The sequence below is a fragment of the Candidatus Acidiferrales bacterium genome (genome assembly GCA_036514995.1).
GTDB lineage: Bacteria > Acidobacteriota > Terriglobia > Acidiferrales > DATBWB01 > DATBWB01.
The window spans coordinates 1-18,999 of record DATBWB010000016.1; the positions used below are offsets into that span (position 1 = coordinate 1).

Annotated in this window: 18 protein-coding genes; 8 read left to right on the plus strand and 10 right to left on the minus strand. The window is 60.8% G+C overall.

From position 1 onward, the window contains the following. Window positions 1-1,541 (minus strand): thioredoxin domain-containing protein (locus tag VIH17_01370; GenBank protein ID HEY4681881.1); only part of this gene is annotated, 1,541 nt, incomplete at its 3' end. 165 nt (window positions 1,542-1,706) lie between these two features. On the opposite strand from VIH17_01370, the gene VIH17_01375 reads away from it, so the two are divergent. Continuing rightward, entirely contained in the window at window positions 1,707-1,901 is a 195-nt protein-coding gene (locus tag VIH17_01375) for a hypothetical protein (GenBank protein HEY4681882.1), read from the plus strand. A 12-nt stretch (window positions 1,902-1,913) separates the two neighbouring features. Here VIH17_01375 and VIH17_01380 read toward each other — a convergent pair whose 3' ends face one another. After that, window positions 1,914-2,120, minus strand: a complete 207-nt coding sequence (locus VIH17_01380) for a hypothetical protein (GenBank protein ID HEY4681883.1) — start codon at window positions 2,118-2,120, stop codon at window positions 1,914-1,916. Window positions 2,121-2,258: 138 nt separating this feature from the next. Here VIH17_01380 and VIH17_01385 point away from each other — a divergent pair, with 138 nt between their 5' ends. Continuing rightward, window positions 2,259-3,632 (plus strand): pitrilysin family protein, encoded by a 1,374-nt coding sequence (locus VIH17_01385; protein HEY4681884.1) that lies wholly within the window; start codon window positions 2,259-2,261, stop codon window positions 3,630-3,632. Beyond that, on the plus strand, window positions 3,629-5,128 hold the full coding sequence (locus VIH17_01390) for a pitrilysin family protein (protein HEY4681885.1): 1,500 nt from the start codon (window positions 3,629-3,631) through the stop codon (window positions 5,126-5,128). The genes VIH17_01385 and VIH17_01390 overlap by 4 nt, the downstream gene beginning before the upstream one ends. Before the next feature lie 153 nt (window positions 5,129-5,281). Here VIH17_01390 and VIH17_01395 read toward each other — a convergent pair whose 3' ends face one another. Next, the gene (locus VIH17_01395; GenBank protein ID HEY4681886.1) at window positions 5,282-5,929 is read right to left on the minus strand and encodes a hypothetical protein; all 648 of its coding nucleotides are present in this window, start codon (window positions 5,927-5,929) and stop codon (window positions 5,282-5,284) included. 446 nt (window positions 5,930-6,375) lie between these two features. Between VIH17_01395 and VIH17_01400 the strand changes: the two genes are divergently transcribed. Beyond that, complete coding sequence (locus VIH17_01400) at window positions 6,376-7,992, plus strand: type II CAAX endopeptidase family protein (GenBank protein HEY4681887.1); 1,617 nt, start codon at window positions 6,376-6,378, stop codon at window positions 7,990-7,992. Here VIH17_01400 and VIH17_01405 read toward each other — a convergent pair. Continuing rightward, window positions 7,888-8,445, minus strand: coding sequence for a hypothetical protein (locus tag VIH17_01405; GenBank protein ID HEY4681888.1), 558 nt, complete (start codon window positions 8,443-8,445; stop codon window positions 7,888-7,890). The genes VIH17_01400 and VIH17_01405 overlap by 105 nt on opposite strands. A 225-nt stretch (window positions 8,446-8,670) precedes the next feature. Here VIH17_01405 and VIH17_01410 point away from each other — a divergent pair, with 225 nt between their 5' ends. From VIH17_01410 to VIH17_01425, 4 genes are read left to right on the plus strand one after another with little or no spacing between them, the layout of a single operon-like run. Further along, the gene (locus VIH17_01410; protein ID HEY4681889.1) at window positions 8,671-9,396 is read left to right on the plus strand and encodes a polysaccharide deacetylase family protein; all 726 of its coding nucleotides are present in this window, start codon (window positions 8,671-8,673) and stop codon (window positions 9,394-9,396) included. Window positions 9,397-9,407: 11 nt separating this feature from the next. Beyond that, on the plus strand, window positions 9,408-10,118 hold the full coding sequence (locus VIH17_01415; GenBank protein HEY4681890.1) for a response regulator transcription factor: 711 nt from the start codon (window positions 9,408-9,410) through the stop codon (window positions 10,116-10,118). Next, complete coding sequence (locus VIH17_01420) at window positions 10,115-11,557, plus strand: heavy metal sensor histidine kinase (protein HEY4681891.1); 1,443 nt, start codon at window positions 10,115-10,117, stop codon at window positions 11,555-11,557. Before VIH17_01415 ends, VIH17_01420 begins: the two co-directional genes overlap by 4 nt. Before the next feature lie 10 nt (window positions 11,558-11,567). Beyond that, complete coding sequence (locus tag VIH17_01425; protein HEY4681892.1) at window positions 11,568-11,837, plus strand: hypothetical protein; 270 nt, start codon at window positions 11,568-11,570, stop codon at window positions 11,835-11,837. Window positions 11,838-12,385: 548 nt separating this feature from the next. Here VIH17_01425 and VIH17_01430 read toward each other — a convergent pair. The 6 genes from VIH17_01430 to VIH17_01455 form a co-directional block, all read right to left on the minus strand. Then, complete coding sequence (locus VIH17_01430; protein ID HEY4681893.1) at window positions 12,386-15,145, minus strand: zinc-dependent metalloprotease; 2,760 nt, start codon at window positions 15,143-15,145, stop codon at window positions 12,386-12,388. Between the two features lie 360 nt (window positions 15,146-15,505). Further along, on the minus strand, window positions 15,506-15,844 hold the full coding sequence (locus VIH17_01435) for a transposase (GenBank protein ID HEY4681894.1): 339 nt from the start codon (window positions 15,842-15,844) through the stop codon (window positions 15,506-15,508). A 195-nt stretch (window positions 15,845-16,039) separates the two neighbouring features. After that, window positions 16,040-16,555: a winged helix-turn-helix domain-containing protein gene (locus tag VIH17_01440; protein ID HEY4681895.1), complete on the minus strand. Its 516-nt coding sequence runs from the start codon at window positions 16,553-16,555 to the stop codon at window positions 16,040-16,042. Between the two features lie 31 nt (window positions 16,556-16,586). Continuing rightward, window positions 16,587-16,859, minus strand: a complete 273-nt coding sequence (locus VIH17_01445; GenBank protein ID HEY4681896.1) for a hypothetical protein — start codon at window positions 16,857-16,859, stop codon at window positions 16,587-16,589. Between the two features lie 501 nt (window positions 16,860-17,360). After that, window positions 17,361-17,861, minus strand: coding sequence for a hypothetical protein (locus VIH17_01450; protein HEY4681897.1), 501 nt, complete (start codon window positions 17,859-17,861; stop codon window positions 17,361-17,363). Window positions 17,862-17,870: 9 nt separating this feature from the next. Beyond that, a partial coding sequence (locus tag VIH17_01455; protein HEY4681898.1) for a hypothetical protein occupies window positions 17,871-18,999 on the minus strand: 1,129 nt, incomplete at its 5' end.

Here is an 18,999-nt window from a genome sequence, read left to right on the forward strand (position 1 = left end):
GGATCGTCATCGTAGAGCACGATCCTCTGGTCGCGCGGCAGGTCATTGAGCCGGCGCTCCACCTGGCCGAGGGGAATATTCCGCGAGCCGCGAATATGTCCGGCGCGAAAGGCGTCCGGTTCGCGCACGTCCACGAAGAGAACCTCGCCACCCAGGAAAGCTCGGTACACTTCCTCGAGCCTGATGGCCGGCGCCTCGGGTTGTGAAGCTGCTTCTTCGCTGCATGAGGCTTCTTCCTTTTCGAGGTTTCCAAAGCCCGGCGGTCTTGACCCAAAGGCCGGCGCTTCCGTCCCGAGGCTTCGGGATGCGTTTCCCGGCAGCGCGCTATAGAAAGGTTGCGGACCGGTTGTTTCGGCTGTGCCGGCGGGGCGGGGCTCTGCCGAGGCGCGCGCAGCAAGGGCTCGGTCGAGCAAATCCCGCATCCGGGCAAAAGGAATAGCCCCGCCGATGACCTGGCCCTGCATCACAAACGTGGGCGCCAGTTTCAAGCCCAGGGCCCTGGCGTCCTCGAGGTCGCGGGCGACGCGAGCGCTCATCGCCCCGCTATCCAGGCACTTCTCGAAGCGGGACGCGTCCAATCCGATTGGGCCCGCATAACGCTTGAGCGCAGGGGGACTCAAATCGTTTTGATGATCGAAAAAATAATCTACCGCTTCCCAGAATTTTCCTTGCTCGGCGGCACATTCGCTCGCCTCAGCGGCTTTCCACGCGAACGCATGAATGGCCGGAAGGGGAAAATGGCGGAAGACAAACTCGACTTGATCGCCATAAAGGGCGCGTGTTTCCCGTACGCTCTCCTGAGCGCGGCGACATGCCGAGCACTGAAGGTCGCCAAATTCCACGACCGTCACTCCCGAAGCTGAATTACCCCGACGATGGCTATCCGGCCGAATCAAGATCGCTCTGGCTTCTTCTGTAAGTTCGAGTGTGAGGGCGGGCCCGCGCGCCGCGGCGGAACCTTGGCGGGCCGCCCGCGTCAGCGCATAGAACCCCGGCACGCCGGCGGCAACAAACCCGGCGAGGATCGCGGCCAAAACTTTGGCCTCGCGCCGCGCATGGCCGGGCACGGCCGCTGGCGTTTCTCGGTCGAGCAACGCGAGCAGAAATACGCCGGTGCCCAAAACGGCCGCCAGGACGCACCAGAAGCACCAGGCATGAAGGACGAAAGCCTCGATGGCGGTGAGATAGGAAAACGCCAGGAAGCCAGCGCCGGAGAGGAGAACAATAACGCGAGAAAAAATTCGCGCCCAGGGAGCCGTCGCAATCCCTTTCCCGAAACTCAAGAGAGCAAGCACCAGGAACATCGCCAGGCCGTACAGGGGAAGCGGCAAACCCAGAAACTGCGCATAGCGGCTTGCCCGGACAGCGTCGCACCCGCTGCCGATGCAAGCAAGAGGATGTTCAGGCGACGCGTAGCTCCATGCAAGATAACCGCTTGCAAACGCGCCGCCGAGGCAGAGAGTAAAGAGCAGCCGATTGCGCATGCGTCTATGTTCAACCCGTTCGCCCGGCAGGTCAACAGTCCCCTCGATCGCGCTCAACAGAGCATCCGCGCCAGCTTGCGTCCTGAACAACAGAAGAAACGCGACAGGTTACAAGGTGGGAACAGGCAAGCTTGCGCGGACGGCCGGGTCATGCGATACTAAAGCTCCTTCCGAAAGCGCCAGTCACGTAATCCCCTTGCGGCCGAGAAGGAGAAGTGTGCTATGGGCACGAGTATCGTTCGCGAGGAGCGTGTTCGGTTGCTGGAGGAACTTCTGTCATCGCTCGAAGAGCGCTTGGGCGAGGCGCGCAGCAAACACGATTTCATGGTCGTTAACCTGATCATGGATCGGATGGTCAAAATCGAAAACGAAATATCCGTTCTGCAAGGCGGGAAGTACAGCGCTCAACACGCCTAGACATTTTATCTATCAGCGTCTCCGCTTTTTTAGCACCACGCGGGAACCCGACCGCTGAAATCGGACTTCGTCCATCGCCTTGCGCATCAAGTAGATCCCACGGCCGTGGCTCGAGTAGATGTTTCGGCCGCGAGTGGGGCCGGGAATCTTCTTCGGCAGGCGAGGGGGCTCGCCCGGAAACGACTCATGGTGAATCATCGCTTCGCTGTCCGGTAACATGGGCCGGCTGATGGCCGGGAAGAGAACCTGGTCCCGGGCAAGATGAGCCAGCCTCCGAAGTGGTATAATCCCTTTCCCGCGCTTCGATTCCCCATGTAGTCTCAAAATCACGAGAGGATTGTCTGAGGCAGAATTCCCATGAGCAAAATGAGGCGGCTTTTCGGAACGCTTTGTTTCTTGGCGGTGGTGAGCCCGAGCGCACTGGCCCCGGCAACGGCGGGGCTGGCGTCCGACGCCAAGGTTTTTCCCTATCCCATGCGCAAGACCGTCCTGGACAACGGCCTTACCGTCCTGTCCGTTCCGTACGATAGCCCGGGCATCATCGCCTACTACACGGTGGTGCGCGCCGGTTCGAGGAACGAGATCGAGCCGGGCAAATCCGGCTTTGCCCATTTCTTCGAGCACATGATGTTTCGCGGCACAAGGAAATATTCTTCCGAACAGTACAACAATGCCTACAAGGCAATCGGCGCCGACACAAATGCCTTCACCACCGACGATTGGACCGCCTACCACGCGGTGGCCAGCTCGGCGGCGCTCGAAAAGATCATTGACCTCGAGTCCGACCGCTTCATGAATCTCCACTATTCGGAAGAAGCGTTCAAGACGGAAGCCGGCGCCATCCTGGGCGAATACAACAAGAACTACTCGGTGCCTTTCCAAACCCTTTTTGAGCGATTGCGAGATACCGCATTCACCGCTCACACTTACAAGCACACCACCATGGGCTTTCTGAAGGACATCCAGGACATGCCCAACCAGTACGAGTACAGCCTGAAATTCTTTGACCGGTGGTATCGGCCGGAGAATTGCCTTCTCGTGGTTGTCGGGGACTTCAACCAGGAAAACCTGATGGCGCTCATCAAGAAATACTACGGCGGGTGGCAACGCGGCAGCTATCAGGCGGATGTGCCGGCCGAGCCCCCGCCGACACAGGAAAAAGTCGCTCACGTGGAGTGGAAAAATCCGACGTTGCCCTACCTGGCCATCGCCTACCGCGGGCCCGCTTACAGCGACCGGGATATCGAGGCGCCGACGCTCGACGTGATTTCGCAGCTTGTCTTTTCAGAAAGCGCGCCGCTCTACCGCAAGCTGGTCATCGAAAAACAGTGGGTCGAATTCATCGCCGGCGACCTGCCTGACCACCGCGACCCTTACCTCTTCACCATCCTCGCCCGCGTGAAAGACGCCAAGAACATGGATGCTGTCCGGGATGAAATCTACGCGGCGTTGGAAGGCGTGAAAAGCAATCCGGTGCTTCCCGAGCGCCTCGCCGCCATCCAATCCAACCTGCGCTACTCTTTTGCCATGGCGCTTGACAACCCGAGTACGATCGCTCGCACGATGGGCCACTTTGGCGAACTGACCGGCGATCCCGAGTCCGTCAACCGCACCTACGCGCTCTATCAGAAGGTAACGCCGGAAGACATCATGCGGGTGGCCAGGAAATATTTCGTCCCGGAAAATCGGACGGTGGTGACACTGTCCCGGAGCGGAGCCAAGAAGCCATGAAGCGAGCGATGATTCTGCTTTTTGCGGTTGCATTTCTTGTGGGAGAAGTCCGGGCGGCGGAAGCCGGCGGCGTAAAAATCAAGGAACTCTATAGCCCGGACTCGCCTGTCATTTCCTTCCAGATTGAAGTTCGCGCCGGGTCGATCAACGATCCAAGAGGGAAAGAGGGCCTCAACGCGCTCACGGCGCTCATGCTCGGCCGGGGAGGCACCAGGGAACTGAGCTACGACCGGTTGGTCGAGAAACTATTCCCCTGGGCAGCCTCGATCAGCGCCCAACCGGACAAGGAGGTGACGGTCTTGACAGGCCGCGTCCACCTCGACTTTCTCCTGCCCTTCTACAAAATTCTCTCCGACCTGGTCAGCGAGCCGCGGTTTGATCCAAGCGACTTCACTCGCAACCGGGAGTTCTTGCTCAACTATTTGCAGAATACCTTGCGCGGGAACGACGACGAAAATCTCGGCAAGCAAACCCTGAACGCCATGCTCTACCGCCACCATCCTTACGGCACCACCGAGGCCGGCACCGTCCAAGGACTGAAAGCCATCACGCTTGGAGACGTGAAGGCCTTTCACCGCCGGACATGGACCCGCGGCAACATCATCGTCGGGATTGCCGGCGGCTACCCGAACGACCTGGTGAGAAAAATCCAGGCCGACTTCGGCAAGCTGCCCCGCCGAGGCGAGGACAAGCGAAAGCTTCCGCAGCCGGAAAAGATCCAGGACATGGAGATGACGCTGGTGGAAAAGGAGTCGCGGGCCACCGCTATCTCCATCGGCTTTCCGATTGACGTGACCCGCGCCGACAAGGATTTCTACGCCTTGATGGCGGCCAACTCCTATTTTGGCGAGCACCGCACCTTCAATGGCGTTCTGATGCAGCACATCCGCGGCCTGCGCGGTTTCAACTATGGCGACTACTCTTACATCGAGAATTTCATTCAGGATGGCGGGAGCACCTTCCCGGTGCCGAACATCCCGCGCCGGCAACAATTCTTCAGCATCTGGATTCGCCCGGTGGAGCATCCCAACCGTCATTTTGTGCTGCGCCAGGCCATCCGCGAGCTTCAACTTCTGGCGGAAAAGGGGCTCTCCCAGGAGGATTTTGAGGCCACCCGCAGTTTCCTGCTCAACTATTCCAAGCTTTGGGTCCAGACGCTCAACCGCCGGCTTGGCTACCAGATGGACTCGGATTTCTATGGGACAAGGTACTTCATTGATCGGATCGCCGAGGAGCTGTCAAAGTTGACGGTAGGGGACGTAAACGCAGCCATCCAGCGGCACTTGCAATGGCGAAACCTCAAGGTGGCGGTGATCACGAAGGATGCCGCCAGCTTCCGCGATGCTCTGCTCGAAAACGTTCCGTCGCCGGTCAACTACCCGGCCGCCATGCCAGCGGCTATCCTCGAAGAGGACAGGATAATCGGGGTGTATCCGCTCCACATCAACAAGGAGAAATTACAAATCGTTCCGGCGGGCGAGCTATTCGAGCGTTAGCGGGGAGCTGATCGGCACATGCCCCGGGCCAGCGGTTGACTGCCCCGTTTCTACTTCAGAAGCTAAGTAAGGATGGAAGACGACACCTTCCCGCCAGTCCCGAAGCTTCGGGGCGACCCAGTGAGACTCACAGGAGAGCTGGTGGGAACGGCGCTAGTTCTGTTTCCGGAACGTTCGCGCGAGCTCTTCGACGTGGTCAATGTAACGATCCACGTCATCGCCGCCGATGTAGCGCAAGTCGCGGAACTGATAGAGGAGCAACAGTTCGGCTTGATAGGCTTTCCGCTCGTCGGAATCCCCGGGCTTGAGCCGTGCCGTACTGCGGTCGGGGCCGCCAGCGTGCACTCGTTCATGGGCTAGCACGGCCGCCAGCAAATAGATAAAAACGGAGTTGGCCATGGGGTCCTGCTTGTAAGCAAGCACGGCGCTCCGGAGGAGCGGTGCATTCAAGTTGACAAAGATAGGATAGTGATTGCCCAGAACAAAAGCTTCATACCCGCGGGCCTGACGAATCAGGCCGGGGTCTTGACCTTCGAGGACGGTATCGAGGTCGGCCACCACCTGGCAGTCCTCGATGCGCAGTCTTCTAGGAACATAACGGAGGGCCTGGCGGACCACTTTCTCGGCCAGGACAAGTTCGCTGCGGCGAATCTTCGAGTTTGGTTCATGAAACCCCGGGCTTAAGCCCCGGGGTGCGGGCGAGGCCTGACCGGCGCAGTCGAGCGCCGCGGGAACGCCGCTCAACAGCAAGGGAAGAACCACCCCGCGCAAGACCCTGGCCAGCAACTCAGCGACCTCCACTCAGCTCTGCCAAGACGGGTCAGGGTCAGCAGCTTTCAGCAACAGGCGGATAGGCGGTTGGGACCGGGAAACAGGGTAGGGCGATCTACTTCACCCGGGGCAAAAGAGGCCAAGGCTAACTTCGGACTGGACAGGCTCGAATCAACAGGGCGTCGTTGCTCTCGCTTGTACGCTTCAGGAAATCGGCTGTCAATAGCCCGCCCGTACCAGAGCGTCGCTTTGGCGTCAATGACAGGAGTATCGAGCCTAAGCCTGTTCCCGCCGTGCGGGATGACGGGCTCAAAGTCCCTCACTGTTGCATGCCAGCCGGTTTTTGAAGACCGAGCCCCCGCTCTGCCTTGACTTGGCGGGACGCGGCAGATAGGATGCCAGCGGTTTTCCGGCAGCCGCGTTAGCTTCCCCGCGCTTTTGACGCAAAAGTTGGAAAACGATTTCAGGAGGCAAGAATGAGCAACGGGCGCATGGGCTGGGTTGTGATGGTTCTCCTCGCCGCTCTCGGCCTCTTCACTTTTGTCCGTTATCAGAAGAAAGCTTTCCCGTCCGCCTCGGTGGACGTCAAGATCGAACGCGAACAGGCGCAGAGAATCGCCGCCGACTACCTGGCCGCCCGCGGATTCAACGTGAGCGGTTACTCGAGCGTCACGATTTTTGGCGCTGACGACGAGGCCGCCATCTATCTCCAGAAAACACTTGGCATGGAGAAAGCCAACGAAGTGATTCGCGACCAGGTGCAGGTTTGGTTCTGGCAAGCGCGCTGGTTTCGGCCGCTTGAAAAACTGGAATACCGGGTGGCGGTAACGCCCGACGGCAAGGTTCTGCGATTCCGCCGCGAACTGGAAGAGGAGAAGCCGGGGGCCAACCTCGAGCAGGCGGAAGCGCGCCGGCGAGCCGAGGAGTTTGTCTCGAACGTCGCCAAGATGGACCTGAGCCAATACGAGCCGGTGGACGCCTCCAGCGAGAAGCGGAAGAACCGCGCCGATCACAGTTTTGTCTGGAAGAAGAAAGGTTTTCAGATCGGCGACGCCGAGCTGCGCCTCTCGGTGGCCATCCAGGGCGACACGGTCGGCGGCCTGCGGCAGTTTTTGAAGGTTCCCGAACAGTTCGAGCGCGACTTTGTGAAGACCAAATCTGCGGGTACGCTCCTGACCATCCTCAGTTTTGCCTTCTCGGTCATCATTTTCATCGTTGCCCTGGTGATCGTCATCATTCGATACAAGTCGGGCGACCTGCGCTGGAAATTCGCGGTTACGCTGGGCGCGGGGATTGCTGTGCTTTTGATCCTTGCTGCGCTGAATTCGATGCCGCTCCTGCAAGCCAACTATCAAACACAGATTCCTTACGGGGTGTTCCTGGCCACCGTGCTGGTCTTCACGGTGATTGCCGCGCTCGTGTACGGGCTCCTGACGTTGCTGGCGGGCGCGTCGGGAGATTCCCTGACACGCGAACTCTATCCCGGAAGTGTCGCCTCGCTCAACGACCTGATCGGCGGGCGTTGGGGAACGGCGGCGGTGGCCCAGGCTGCTGTGCGGGGCTACCTGCTGGCCTTTTTGCTGGTCGGTTATTTTGTGGTCTTCTATCTGGTTGCCGGGCGCTTCCTTCACGTCTTCGTGCAAGCGGAGGGGCCCTTTTCGAACATCCTGAACACCAAATTCCCGTTCCTGTTCCCGCTCCTGGTTGGGTTTCTTGCTTCGGTCACCGAGGAGTTTGCCTATCGCTTTTTCGGGATCACGGTGGTGAAGAAATATCTGAAAAGCACGGCGCTGGCCCTGTTGCTTCCGGCGGTGATCTGGGCCTTTGGCCACTCGAACTACCCGATATTTCCGGTCTATGTGCGGGGCATTGAAGTGACGATTGTCGGCTTGATCTTCGGCTACTTCTTCATCAAGTACGATCTGCTGACTTGCCTGGTAGCCCACTATGCGGTGGACGCGATCTTTGTCAGCGCGCCGCTGCTCAAATCATCGAACCGCTATTTTCAAATCACCGGAGTGATTGTGGTGGCTCTGGGATTGCTGCCGCTGATTCCGGCTCTGGTTGGTCTGGTTCGGCGCAAGCAAGCTTGAGACGACCTCTTCCCGCTTATCTGTTCCCGGATGGGAAAGGAGGCCTGGGTCCCTTCGCGGGCTGCTTCCGACCTCTTTCCCCTTGACAATCTGGCGGCGCGGCTCACCGGAAATGGCGGCGAGGCCAATTTGGATTCGCTCGGCCTGGCGGCCGATTGGAGCGTGCCGCTCGGCGCGGATTTTGCGCTTGCGGCGGGCCATCGGCCGAGCCCGGGCGCAATCGGTGTTGGAAGAGTTCGATGCCAGGCTCAATATTCCCATGCGCGATGGCGAGACACGTCCCGTAGAAAAGCGGTAGCCCTCTTGCCGTCGCCCGAGGCAGCGGGCGAGTTGATAGAGGGTGGGCACGCGGATGTCCTGCGCGTTCGAGCGATAGGCCCGGCGTTCCTTCTCCAGGGGATCGAAAACAGTATTCAAACAGATGCCGTGCTTTGCCGGGTTCACCCCCGTCACTACTCTATGCAGAACCCGCCAGGCGTACAAGAGTGATCCTCTCCCCCGGCATTGGCTTTGGCTGAAAAGGTGTGGCAGACTTACGATAAAGTATCGCTGGGAAGGCGGGAAGAACAGAGAGGTGGAAAATTTCGCTGTCCCGGATCGGGTATCGCAACAAGCCTCCGAGGTTGCCCGCCGGATGAAACAGCCCCGCCGAGGCGGGATGGAAACTGGCGTGCGCCCATGAATCTTCTGCCCCTTGCCGTGCCTGCTGCCCTGGCCGGGATCGCTGCCTGGGGCGCAGCGGTGCCGTCGTCCCAGCTCTTTGGGCGAACGGTGGTGCACCGCCGGTCCGCCAAGGGCGAGGATTGCCTCGAGGTGGCGCTTACCTTCGACGATGGCCCCAATCCCCGCTGTACTCCCGCGCTTCTCGACCTGCTTGATCGGCATGAAGCCAAGGCGACCTTCTTCCTGGTGGGAAGATTCGTCCGCCAGCACCCGGAGCTGGCAAGAGAAGTGGCGGCGCGTGGCCACGCTCTCGGCAACCATACCCAGACGCATCCGAATCTTTTCTGGAAAGGCACGGGCAGAATCGCCCGAGAGCTCGAGGAGTGCCACAGAGCGATCGAAGAGGTTTGTGCGGTGCGCCCCCGGCTCTTCCGACCGCCGTTTGGGTTTCGCGGCCCGCACCTGTTTCCCATCGTTCGGCGCGCGGGCATGGAAGTCATCATGTGGTCGGTCATGCCGAGAGACTGGAAGATGCAGCCGGCGGAACAGATTGCCGAGCGGCTGAAGAAGACGCGCAGCGGGGATATTGTGCTGCTTCACGACGGTGATCACCGGCGGACAAACGGAGACCGCATGCACACGGTGAACGCCCTGGCGCTGGCGTTGCCTTGTTTTGCCGAGCGGGGGTGGCGCTGCGTGACCGTTTCCGAATTGGGCAAGAAGGCCGGAGCGCGAGTATAATCGCAATCCCCATGGCTCGGATCCTGGTGGTTGAGGACGAAGAGAAGGTGGCGAGCTTCCTCAAGCGTGGGCTCGAGCAGGCCAGGCACGTGGTCGAACTGGCAAGCGACGGCGAGCGTGCCATCCATTGGGCGGAAACCAACGAATTTGATCTTGTGATTCTGGACCTGATGCTGCCGAAGCAATCGGGGCTCGATGTGCTCGCTGCCATCCGCCGCCGGAACGCGGCCCTCCCGGTGCTCATTCTGACAGCCAAGAGCGCGGTGAAAGACCGCGTTCGAGGCCTGGAAGCCGGGGGCGACGACTATCTTGTCAAGCCCTTTGCCTTTGCCGAATTGATGGCCCGCGTCGGAGCGCTGCTGCGGCGAGGCGCCCGCGAAACCATGAACGAACTTCACGTGGACGATCTGGTGCTTGATCCCATCCGCCACAAGGTCACCCGCGGCGGCAAGGAGATCGAGCTTTCCCAAAAAGAGTATCTGTTGCTTGAGTATCTGATGCGGAATGCCAACCAGGTCGTCACCCGATCCATGATCGCCGAGCAAGTTTGGGATGAGAGCTTTGAAAAATTCACAAATGTGATTGACGTTTATATCAGTTTCCTGCGCAATAAGGTGGACAGCGGCTGCGAGCGCAAACTGATTCACACCATACGGGGCGTGGGCTACACCCTCCGCGGCGAGGGCACGGTTACCGGCCTCGAGAGGCAAGCGCCGCCATGACGCATCGCGTCCGCAGCATCCAGTATCAACTGACCGTCCAGTACACGATGATTTTTGCCGTGCTGCTGGTGATGTTCGGCGGTTTGCTCTCCTACTCGCTTTACACGTCGCTCCAGTGGAATATTGATTGGGACCTGGAGGATACCGCCCAGCGCATCCAGAAGATGCTCCACATCGAAAACGGCCAGCCGGTGCTCTTGAAAGGTCCGAACGAGCTGCTGACCGAACCGGAGCTCCACCGCATCCTGGAATACGTTCAAATCAGCGACGCCCGGGGCAACCTCATCAAGCAGTCGGCCCAGCTTCAGTTGATGGGGCTCAACCTGGACCGAAAGGTTTTGCAAACCCTGCTCCGCGAGCAGGTCCAGTTCAACGAGGTCAAACTGGCCGGCGGCGGGGCCATTCGCTTTATCAACGTCCCTCTCTATGATGCCGAGGGACAACAATATCTTCTACAGCTCGGCTTTCCGCTGGGGCCGATTTATGACTCCATGGATCAGTTCGTGGTCGTCCTTGCCATCTGGACGCCGGCGGTGCTGGCCCTGGCGCTGCTGGGCGGCTGGCTGATGGCGCGGCGCACGCTGCGGCCGGTGGGAGAAATTGCCGCTGCGGCCAGGCAGATCACTGCGTCCAATCTGGCATTGCGCATCGGGGTGCGCGGCAGCAATGATGAGCTGGATCAATTGGCGGCAACGTTCAACCAGATGATCGCTCGCCTGGAACATTCGTTTGATCAGATTCGCCAGTTTACCGCCAATGTCTCTCACGAGCTGCGCACGCCGCTCACGGCGATGCAGGGAGAAACAGAGCTGGCGCTGATGTCCGCTTCGGCGAGCGAGGACCTTCGCCGGACGCTGGAGAGCAATCTGGAAGAGGTCGGCCGGATGTCGCGCATGGTGAATGATCTCCTCACGCTGGCGCAAGCCGAGGCGGGCGAAATTCGCCTGGACTTTGTGCCGGTTGCCTTGGACGCGCTCGCCGCCGACCTCGTTGACCAGATGAAGCCGCTGGCGGAAGAGAAAGGAGTGCGGTTGGAGACGGGCGCCACCGGCCGGGTGGTCGCCCGGGGCAACGAGCCGCGCCTGCGCCAGTTGGTTTTGAATTTGCTCGACAACGCCATCAAATATACTCCCGCCGGTGGCCGCATTCGCGTGGCCGTCAGCCAGGACGATTCCTCGGCCGTTTTCGCCATTTCCGATACCGGCATCGGCATCCCGGAAAATGATCTGCCGCGGATCTTCGAGCGATTCTATCGAGTGGATCGGGCGCGGTCGAAGACAGTGGAAGGCGTCGGGCTCGGGTTGAGCATTGCCAAGTGGATTGTGGATGCGCATGGCGGCGAGATGAAGGTTTATTCGACCGCGGGGCAGGGAACCACGTTCCGCATTCAGTTCCCCCTTGCCGTCGAGCCAACCAGGGTTGCGGCCGAGGCGCGCTGAGGAGCCAACCGTGCAAGAGCGAGATTTCTACACCGAGGAAGCGCAGAGAAAACCAGCCCATCTCGTTTGCCCCCACTGCCGGCAGGAAGCCGATTACGAGGTTCGCTGGCTGGTACGGACCAAGAAGAACCAGCTTCCTCCTCACGCCAATGATCAAGATCGGGCGCAGTTCGCCAAAGCGCGTTCCTACATGGTCCGCGCCGAAGATCTCGTCATGTGCAAGAATATCCGCTGCCGCAAGCGAATCGAGTTGACCGGACAAACGGTGCTCCTTCTTTAGGCCCTCCTCCCCTCCTCTGTAGGCTATTGTACTCAGCGCCGATTCCATTCCTCAGCCGTGATCTCCCGGCCGAGGATCCCTTCTACCTCTCGGAGCATCATCCGAAGCTGGGGGACTGAGTATTCAGGATTCGAGGGAACGACAAGGCGGTGATGCTGCTAAACGAGGAACTGATGGCGGGTTCCGGAAAAAGGCCCATCCAAGCCATCCGGTGAGGGGGTAACGGAGGCTCGATGCGCTTCCCCAGAGCCGCTTTCGCCTCTTGGTGGAGAATCGTTTCGATGATCTGCTGAACCCGCTGGCGGTGAAGCGCTGGCGGACTTTCCGAAGCCGGAGTTGGGAGCGGTGCGCCGTCATCTGTGTGTAGGTAGGCACATGAGAAGCTCCCACACCAACAAGAATCAGCCGCCCCATTGCGACCCTCTGACCCGCTTTTTTGAGCAGCATCCGATCATTTTGGAAACCCAACTCCAAAATCAAAAGGGCCTGGCGTCCCGAGACTTCGGGGAAGCATCAGGCCCTTGTTTACTTTGTTCGCAAGCTGACCACTATTCCACCGGCTTCTCGACTTGTGCTTGCAAGGCGGAGGCGATTCGCACTTGAGTTTCCTCGAGGTGTGCCCGGGTGGTGGCGTCGGTCACGGTTCCGGCGGCCAGTGCCTTGCGGATTTTCGTCCGGATCTCCACCAGGCTAGCGCGCGCGAGCGACGTAGCATCCTCGGGCGGCCGCGGCGTGGGGGGCGTCGGAATGACGATCCCCGCCGGCATGGGGGGCGCCGAGGGGGCCGGGGCCGGCCGCAAGGTCAGGCGGATCAGTTGCTTCAAGTGTTCGCGCTGGAGGTTGCGGCGGAGGCTTGAAATCTTCGCCGCGCCCGTGCCCAACTCGGACCAGATGGCAGCGTCGAGCCCCTTGAACAGGTCAGCCATCACGAACGGTTTTTCATTCGCAGCGAACCGCAGTTCGTTGTCTTGCAGCCGGGCGAGCGCGATGGGGTTGTAGAGCCGGTTCAGAACACCGCGTTGCAACCCAAGCACGGCATCGTGCCACGGGTAGTCGATGCGTTGCACGGTGAAATAGCTGATGAAGTCGAGGCCGGGGAGCCGCTCGATGGCCAGCTTGTTGTGGAGGCTCGAAGGCAATTGGAACGACTTTTCGCCGAAGGCGTAGGTGCGCAGGAATGCGAGCGCCTCAAGCTGCTTGGCTGCCGGCACGGGCGTGAAGGGCACGCGGCCGTTGGGGTCGCCGACGTGATCGCGGTGGTGGTAGATGCCTCCGATGTACTTCGAGGAAGTGAGCAACGCCCGGTTGTACTCGCCCATCCCGCGCGCCAGTGCCCGCCGCATTACCTGGTAGCCTTCGCCGGGCTTGGCCAGCCTGGACTCCATCGCACCCCACAGCTCGTGGACGATCTGGATGCGCTTGCCGAAGTAGGCGATGGGGTCGTCGGACTGGTCGTATTGGTTGGCCCTCGGGTCGATCGAGCTCGCCGAGAAGGTTCCCAGCGCATCCTCGTCGGTCGAGTAGGGCAGCATCGGATCGGCCACCCGCGAGGCAATCCTGGCCAGCTCAGCTTTCTCATCGCCCTCGCCGGGCTTGTAGGCATACTCGATGGCCCAGTAGTCATAAGGACCGAGCGTGACGGGCACAAAGTGCCCTTGCTTTTCGCCTTGCGTGGCGATCACGACGGGGTTGTAGTCCATCACCGAGCTCGACTGGCTCAACTCGGTCGTTTTTTGGATATCGTTGAGCTCGTGGACCTTCAGGATGGTGCTGGCGCGGAAGTTGTGCCGCAGGCCGAGCGTGTGGCCGACCTCGTGCGCCACCAGCTCGAGGATGTACTCCCGCATCAGCTTCCGTTCCATTTCCGGCGACAGCATCCCGCGGGCGTCGAGTACCGCAATGCCGAGCGCAGCCTGCTGCGCCAACCCGCCGGCGTAGTTGCACCGGAAGCGCGGGTTGCGGCCCCAGGCGGTGGGCAGCCAGCCTGCCTCCTCCTCTGCCTCCTGAACCACCGGCCCGACGAATTCCTCGCCATACCGCCGGGCACCCCGAATAATGCCTTCGCTGATGCCGATGTCGGCGTCGTAGATTTGGCCGGTCAAGGGGTTGGCGCGCGACGGTCCGATGGCAAACGACGCGTCCACGCCGGCAAACCAGCGGATGGTGCTATAGCGCGTGTCGGCCGGATCCCAGTCGGCGTCGTCCGGCTGCTGCTTCACCACCAGGGCATCCTTGAAGCCAATCCGTTCAAACGCCTTGTCCCACAGCAACACCCCCTCGGCAATCCAGTCGCGGTATTCGACCGGAATCGTATTCTCCAGCCAGAAGACGATGGGCACCTTGGGCGGAGAAAGCTTGGCGCCGGGGTCGGCCTTCTCCAGATGCCAACGTTCGATGTAGCGGACATAGGGTGAACTGGGGCGGTCGGAGGTGAAATCCTGCTGCACGGTGTGGAAGTGACCCACGCGGTCGTCGGCCACACGCGGCTTGTAGCTGGTTTCGCCGAGCGCCGACATTTCGTATTTCACCACGATCGGAATGCTGCGGGTATCCGGCAGCGCGACCGAGATGGTTCGCGGGTTGTCGGTCGAGTAGTGCAGCCAGACCTCGACCAGGACGTTTTCCGGGAAGGTCTTCACCGTACCCACGGCGCTGTTGCTTTTGTCAAAGCGGTAGCTGGTCGGCTGATAGACCTGGTTCAAGTGGATCACAAACCCCGGCAGGTCGCTCAGGAACATCTCCGAGACGTCGATCAGGATACTTTTCCTCTCCGGATGCGGCTTGGACTGGGTCTTGGCTGAGCTGAGGATGGCGTCGGGGAATGATCGCGCCGTGAAGCGCGCTGCCGGCGTACCGCTGGCCGCGGTGAAGTTCGTGTTTCTCATCACCCACTGGATGTTCTTCCCCACGCGCCGAAAGAAAAACGGGAAGCTGCCGCCCATCTGCGCCGCGTAGATCCCGCGCTCGCCCACCGCCTGATGGACGCTGCCGGCGAACAGGAACATCTTGTCCAGTTGCTCGGGCAGGACCTCCATCAGGGTCTTGTTTTCCTCCGCCTTGTGGTAGAAAGTGAAAAGCCCCTTCATCACTTCCATGTCTTTCACCACTTCGTCAAAGGGCTTGTCTTCGGCCGGCTTGGCCTCTTCTGGTTTCTTGGCCTCGGGTGGCTTGGCGCCGGTCGGTGTTGCGGTCGCAGCCGCCTGCGGCTTGGGCGGTGGTTGCTGCCCCAATGCGTCTCCGGCTGTGGCCAACCCCAGGCTTGCCAGCAGGGCCAGCGCCAGCAGGGCCATTCTGAATTGCTTTTTCATGATGCTCTCCCTCCGTGAATTCTTCCCGCCTGTGGCTTTCTGTCCGGCGTCGTTCGCGCGGCGCATGCTTCGGCTACTGTTGGACAGGCGGATCAAGCTCAAGATTAACTCCAGCGCTCGCCGGTATCCCGCAGTTTCGCGCCGGCGGTTCCGGCGCCATGGGTAACCCTTTTCCACTACCTTGGACGGGAATTTCCGATCTTGGTTTCAAGAAGACGAGACTTTATTGCTTCATCCCCCCTGCGTCAACCATTTTATGATCCAGGAATAGGCAGTTAGTTCTTGCCGTTGGCAGGCCGGTTTAGAAGGGTAACGCCCATCGTCTCTTACTGAGTCTCGTATAATACATTGACATACGAGTCAAAAAAAGAGACTGCTGGCTTTCAGGAAGCCACGCAGCACGTCGGGGCAACGGCGAACGCGCCGGGCACCGGCCTTTACCCGCTGGCGGATTTCGCCCAAGGTGGGGGGCGCGTAGTGGGCCAGGACGCCGCCGTCCAGGTACCCCCAGAGGTACTCGACGGGATTGAGTTCCGGGGCGTAGGCGGGCAGCCATTCCAGCCGGAGCCATCCCTGTTGGGTGGCGGCCTGCAGGTAGGAGCGGGTTTGGCGGCTCTTGTGGGCGGGCAGGCGATCCCACAGCAGGATCATCGGTCGGGGGAACTCGCGGCGCAGAAGCCTGCACACACTCCACCACATCAGCACTGACGATGGAGCCTTCCCGAAAACCCAGCCGCAACCGCACGGACCGGCCACCGGGGCTACCGATCAGGACGCCGATGGTGGAGAGCTTCCTCCCATTGAAGTTGTGCACCAGAACCGGTGTGCGCCCCCGAGGTCCCCAGGTGCGGCGGATGGGCGGCCTCTGAGAAAAGCCGCTTTCATCCACAAAGATCAACAGCGCCCGGGTGCGCCGGGCTTTTTTTTAATGGCCGGCCAGACCTGGGATTTCCAATGTTGAATGGCCGCCTCATCGCGTTCCCGGGCACGCCGCTGGGGCTTCTGGGCGCTCCAACCCAGCGCCCGTATGACCCGCCAGACGTGGCCCGGATGATACCGGACGCCGGTGACCCGGGCGATAACGACCGCCATGCGGGGCAAACTCCACAGGTCGGCATCGAGGCCGTGGGCGCGTGGCCCTTGGAGCAAGGCCCGCTCGACCTGTTGCCGCTGTCGCGGGCGGAGACGCGGCTTGCGCCCGGCGCGACCGGCCGCGGCCAGCCCCTTCCTGCCGCGCTGCTTCCACCGCGTGAACCAGACGTGAACGGCTTGGCGTGTGACGGCCAGGCGGCGGGCAATCTCCGACTGCCCGACTCCCTGAGCGAACAGCCGGCCGGCCGCCAAGCGCCGACGCTCCATGCCGGCAAAGTCTCTCCGGGAACGATACCGCTGGGTCGTCTTCGTTTCCATGCGCACAGCATGCACAAGGAACCGAACAATGTCAATCTATTATGCGAGACTCAGTAAATGTCACCAGGACGTCCTGCCGTTGGTCCACGGCAATCTCCCTCGCCAGCCGGAGTTGGCCGACCACCGTCTGAAGGGCGTTTTCGGCGCGGATGCCTTGCCGGGCAGACATCAAATTGACCACCGCCATCGCCGCCAGGATGATCACAAACGCGACCACCACCAGCATCTCCGTCATCGAATAGCCGCCCGTTCTCGACAAGGCCTGCCGTCCTTCTTCTTTTTCTAAAAGGCTTGCTTTCATCATTCCTTCACCACCCGCTTGGAGAGGGTCGCGTCCCCGCGCCGGCAGTTTTCCAAGCAAGCCCGCTGCCCATCCACGGTCAAATGGCAAGTGGCAGAAAAAAAAGACGTTAGTGGCAAGCTCGGGGAGGCAAAACACGGTGTCGCCGTCTCAGGCTGAGACAGCATGTTTCAGGGCAGGTCAGGTGACCGCCGGGGCGACGCCATCACACTCTTGGGGCCGTCCGGCACGCCCCAACACGCCCGCTGGCCGCTGCGGCAGCATTTGCCCAGAAGCAAGACCGGTGCACATCGTTGTTTCGCGCTCAACCTCCGCGCGAAAGAGTTGCCGCAAGGTCTCGTCAGGAGGCAGCCAACAATCCAAACCCTCGTCGAAGTAGAACCACTACTGTGCTACGCCACCACGTCAGCCGCGATGCAACATCCTCCGATAGGATTTGTTTGCCCGCGAATGACTGGAAGACGGTGCGGAGCGAGGCCTCGGCGTTTACGGCGGGGTGAGTGGCTAGCCAGAAGGTTGAGTGGCGGGTTTGGGAGCGGGCCGTTTTCGACCCCTGGTCTGCTTTTCGAGCCGCGCGATGCGTTCATCGAGTTCCTTCAATTGCTCTTCGAGCTTGACAATTTTGGTCTCTGCGGTCTCGATGGCGAGATCCAGCATATCCATCTCGACGCTTTCCGAGGCGCGAGAACGTCGGTTGCGCAACTCCTCGCGGTCTTTGTGGAAAGCTTGAAGATCTTCCTGCGCGAGCTTGCGCTCTTCTCTGGCTCTATCCAGCTCCGCAAAAGGGTCCGCCGCCGGAGCCGATTCCTCTGATGCTTTGGCTTCCTCTTTTTGCGCAGCCGGGTTTGAAGGGAAGTCGTCGTTCGTCCAGATTTTCCGGGCCTTCTTTGTTTCCTTCTGTTCATCCTGTGCTGGCTGGCCGGAAGATCGGAGCGGGGCGGCGGCCAGCGACAGGACTGCGATCAGAAAGAGGGTAGAAAGAGGTGTTGAAAATCGTCTGCCCATGGTTTTCCCTTACTGCGGCATCTCCCGCAGGGAGAGCGTCAAGAGCGGCATGGTGGCGAACTGGTTGCGCTGGGCGCAGGTGTTGTAACGGAAGCAGATACTCCCGCCTAAGGTACTTTGAACCGTGCCGCCGGAGAGCAGGGCGCCATAGATGTTACAGCCGGTCGTGGGGCTGCCGCCGCCCAGCACGCTGACGTTTCCGCGCACGATGATGATGCCATAGAACTCCATGCTGGCATTGAAGTCGAAGTTGCCGTCCACGATCAAAATGCCGGCCCCGGAGCAACCACCGGTGCACTTGAAGTCGCCGCCCACATAAGTGACGACGGGCTCGGCCCCAGTTCCGTTGATGGGATCAGTGAAAGGAAAGCCGCCAATCTTCAGGCCAGTGTAGCCGCCCGGTGCCAGGGGCGTGGCCATAGGTCGCAGCGTATTGATGAGCTCGTCCACGTTGTAAGTGAAAGGCACGTTCTGCTGAACACAAGCCTTTGCGGTGCCGGTGCCTGGCGGCGGGCAGGGCGGAGGCGGGTAGGTGTCGGCTGAATTGCCGCTGACGTTGGAGCCCGCCGGAGCGGCCGACTGCAGAGGAATGATCGTGCTGCAAGTAGCCGGCGGGGTTCCCGGCGGGAAGCCGGCGCAGTCAGGGTCACACCCATCGTAGCCATAATACTGGGACGTACCGCTGATCTGGATGGGCGGCAAAGAAAGAATGGCCGCGTTCATCGAAAACGAGGGGAGAGCCGCCACTTCACTTCGCACGACGCGGCCCGAGGCCGCCACGCCGGGGATGGTCGCAAAGGCAGTCAGCATATAGACCGGAGCGGCGCAAACCGTCGCTACGCAGGTCCGGCCGGAGTCCGCTGCGGGCGGCGGCCCCCAAGGTGGCGGGAGCACAGAGGGAACCAACGGGAGCAGATCGGCGCGGCGGTATTGCCGGGTTTGGTAGTAGAAGACGGGCTCATCGTCCGCAGTCGTCCCATCCAAATTGAGGTCCTCGCCGCTGGCGCGTTCCGTCTTAAGGTTGATGCGAACCCAAGACCATGGTATGGAGGCCGCGGTGCCGACGCCGGGCTGAAGGCTCCCGGTGGCGTTGACAATGGGAATCGGAATCTCATTGGTGAGCGAGGCGTCGTTGGTG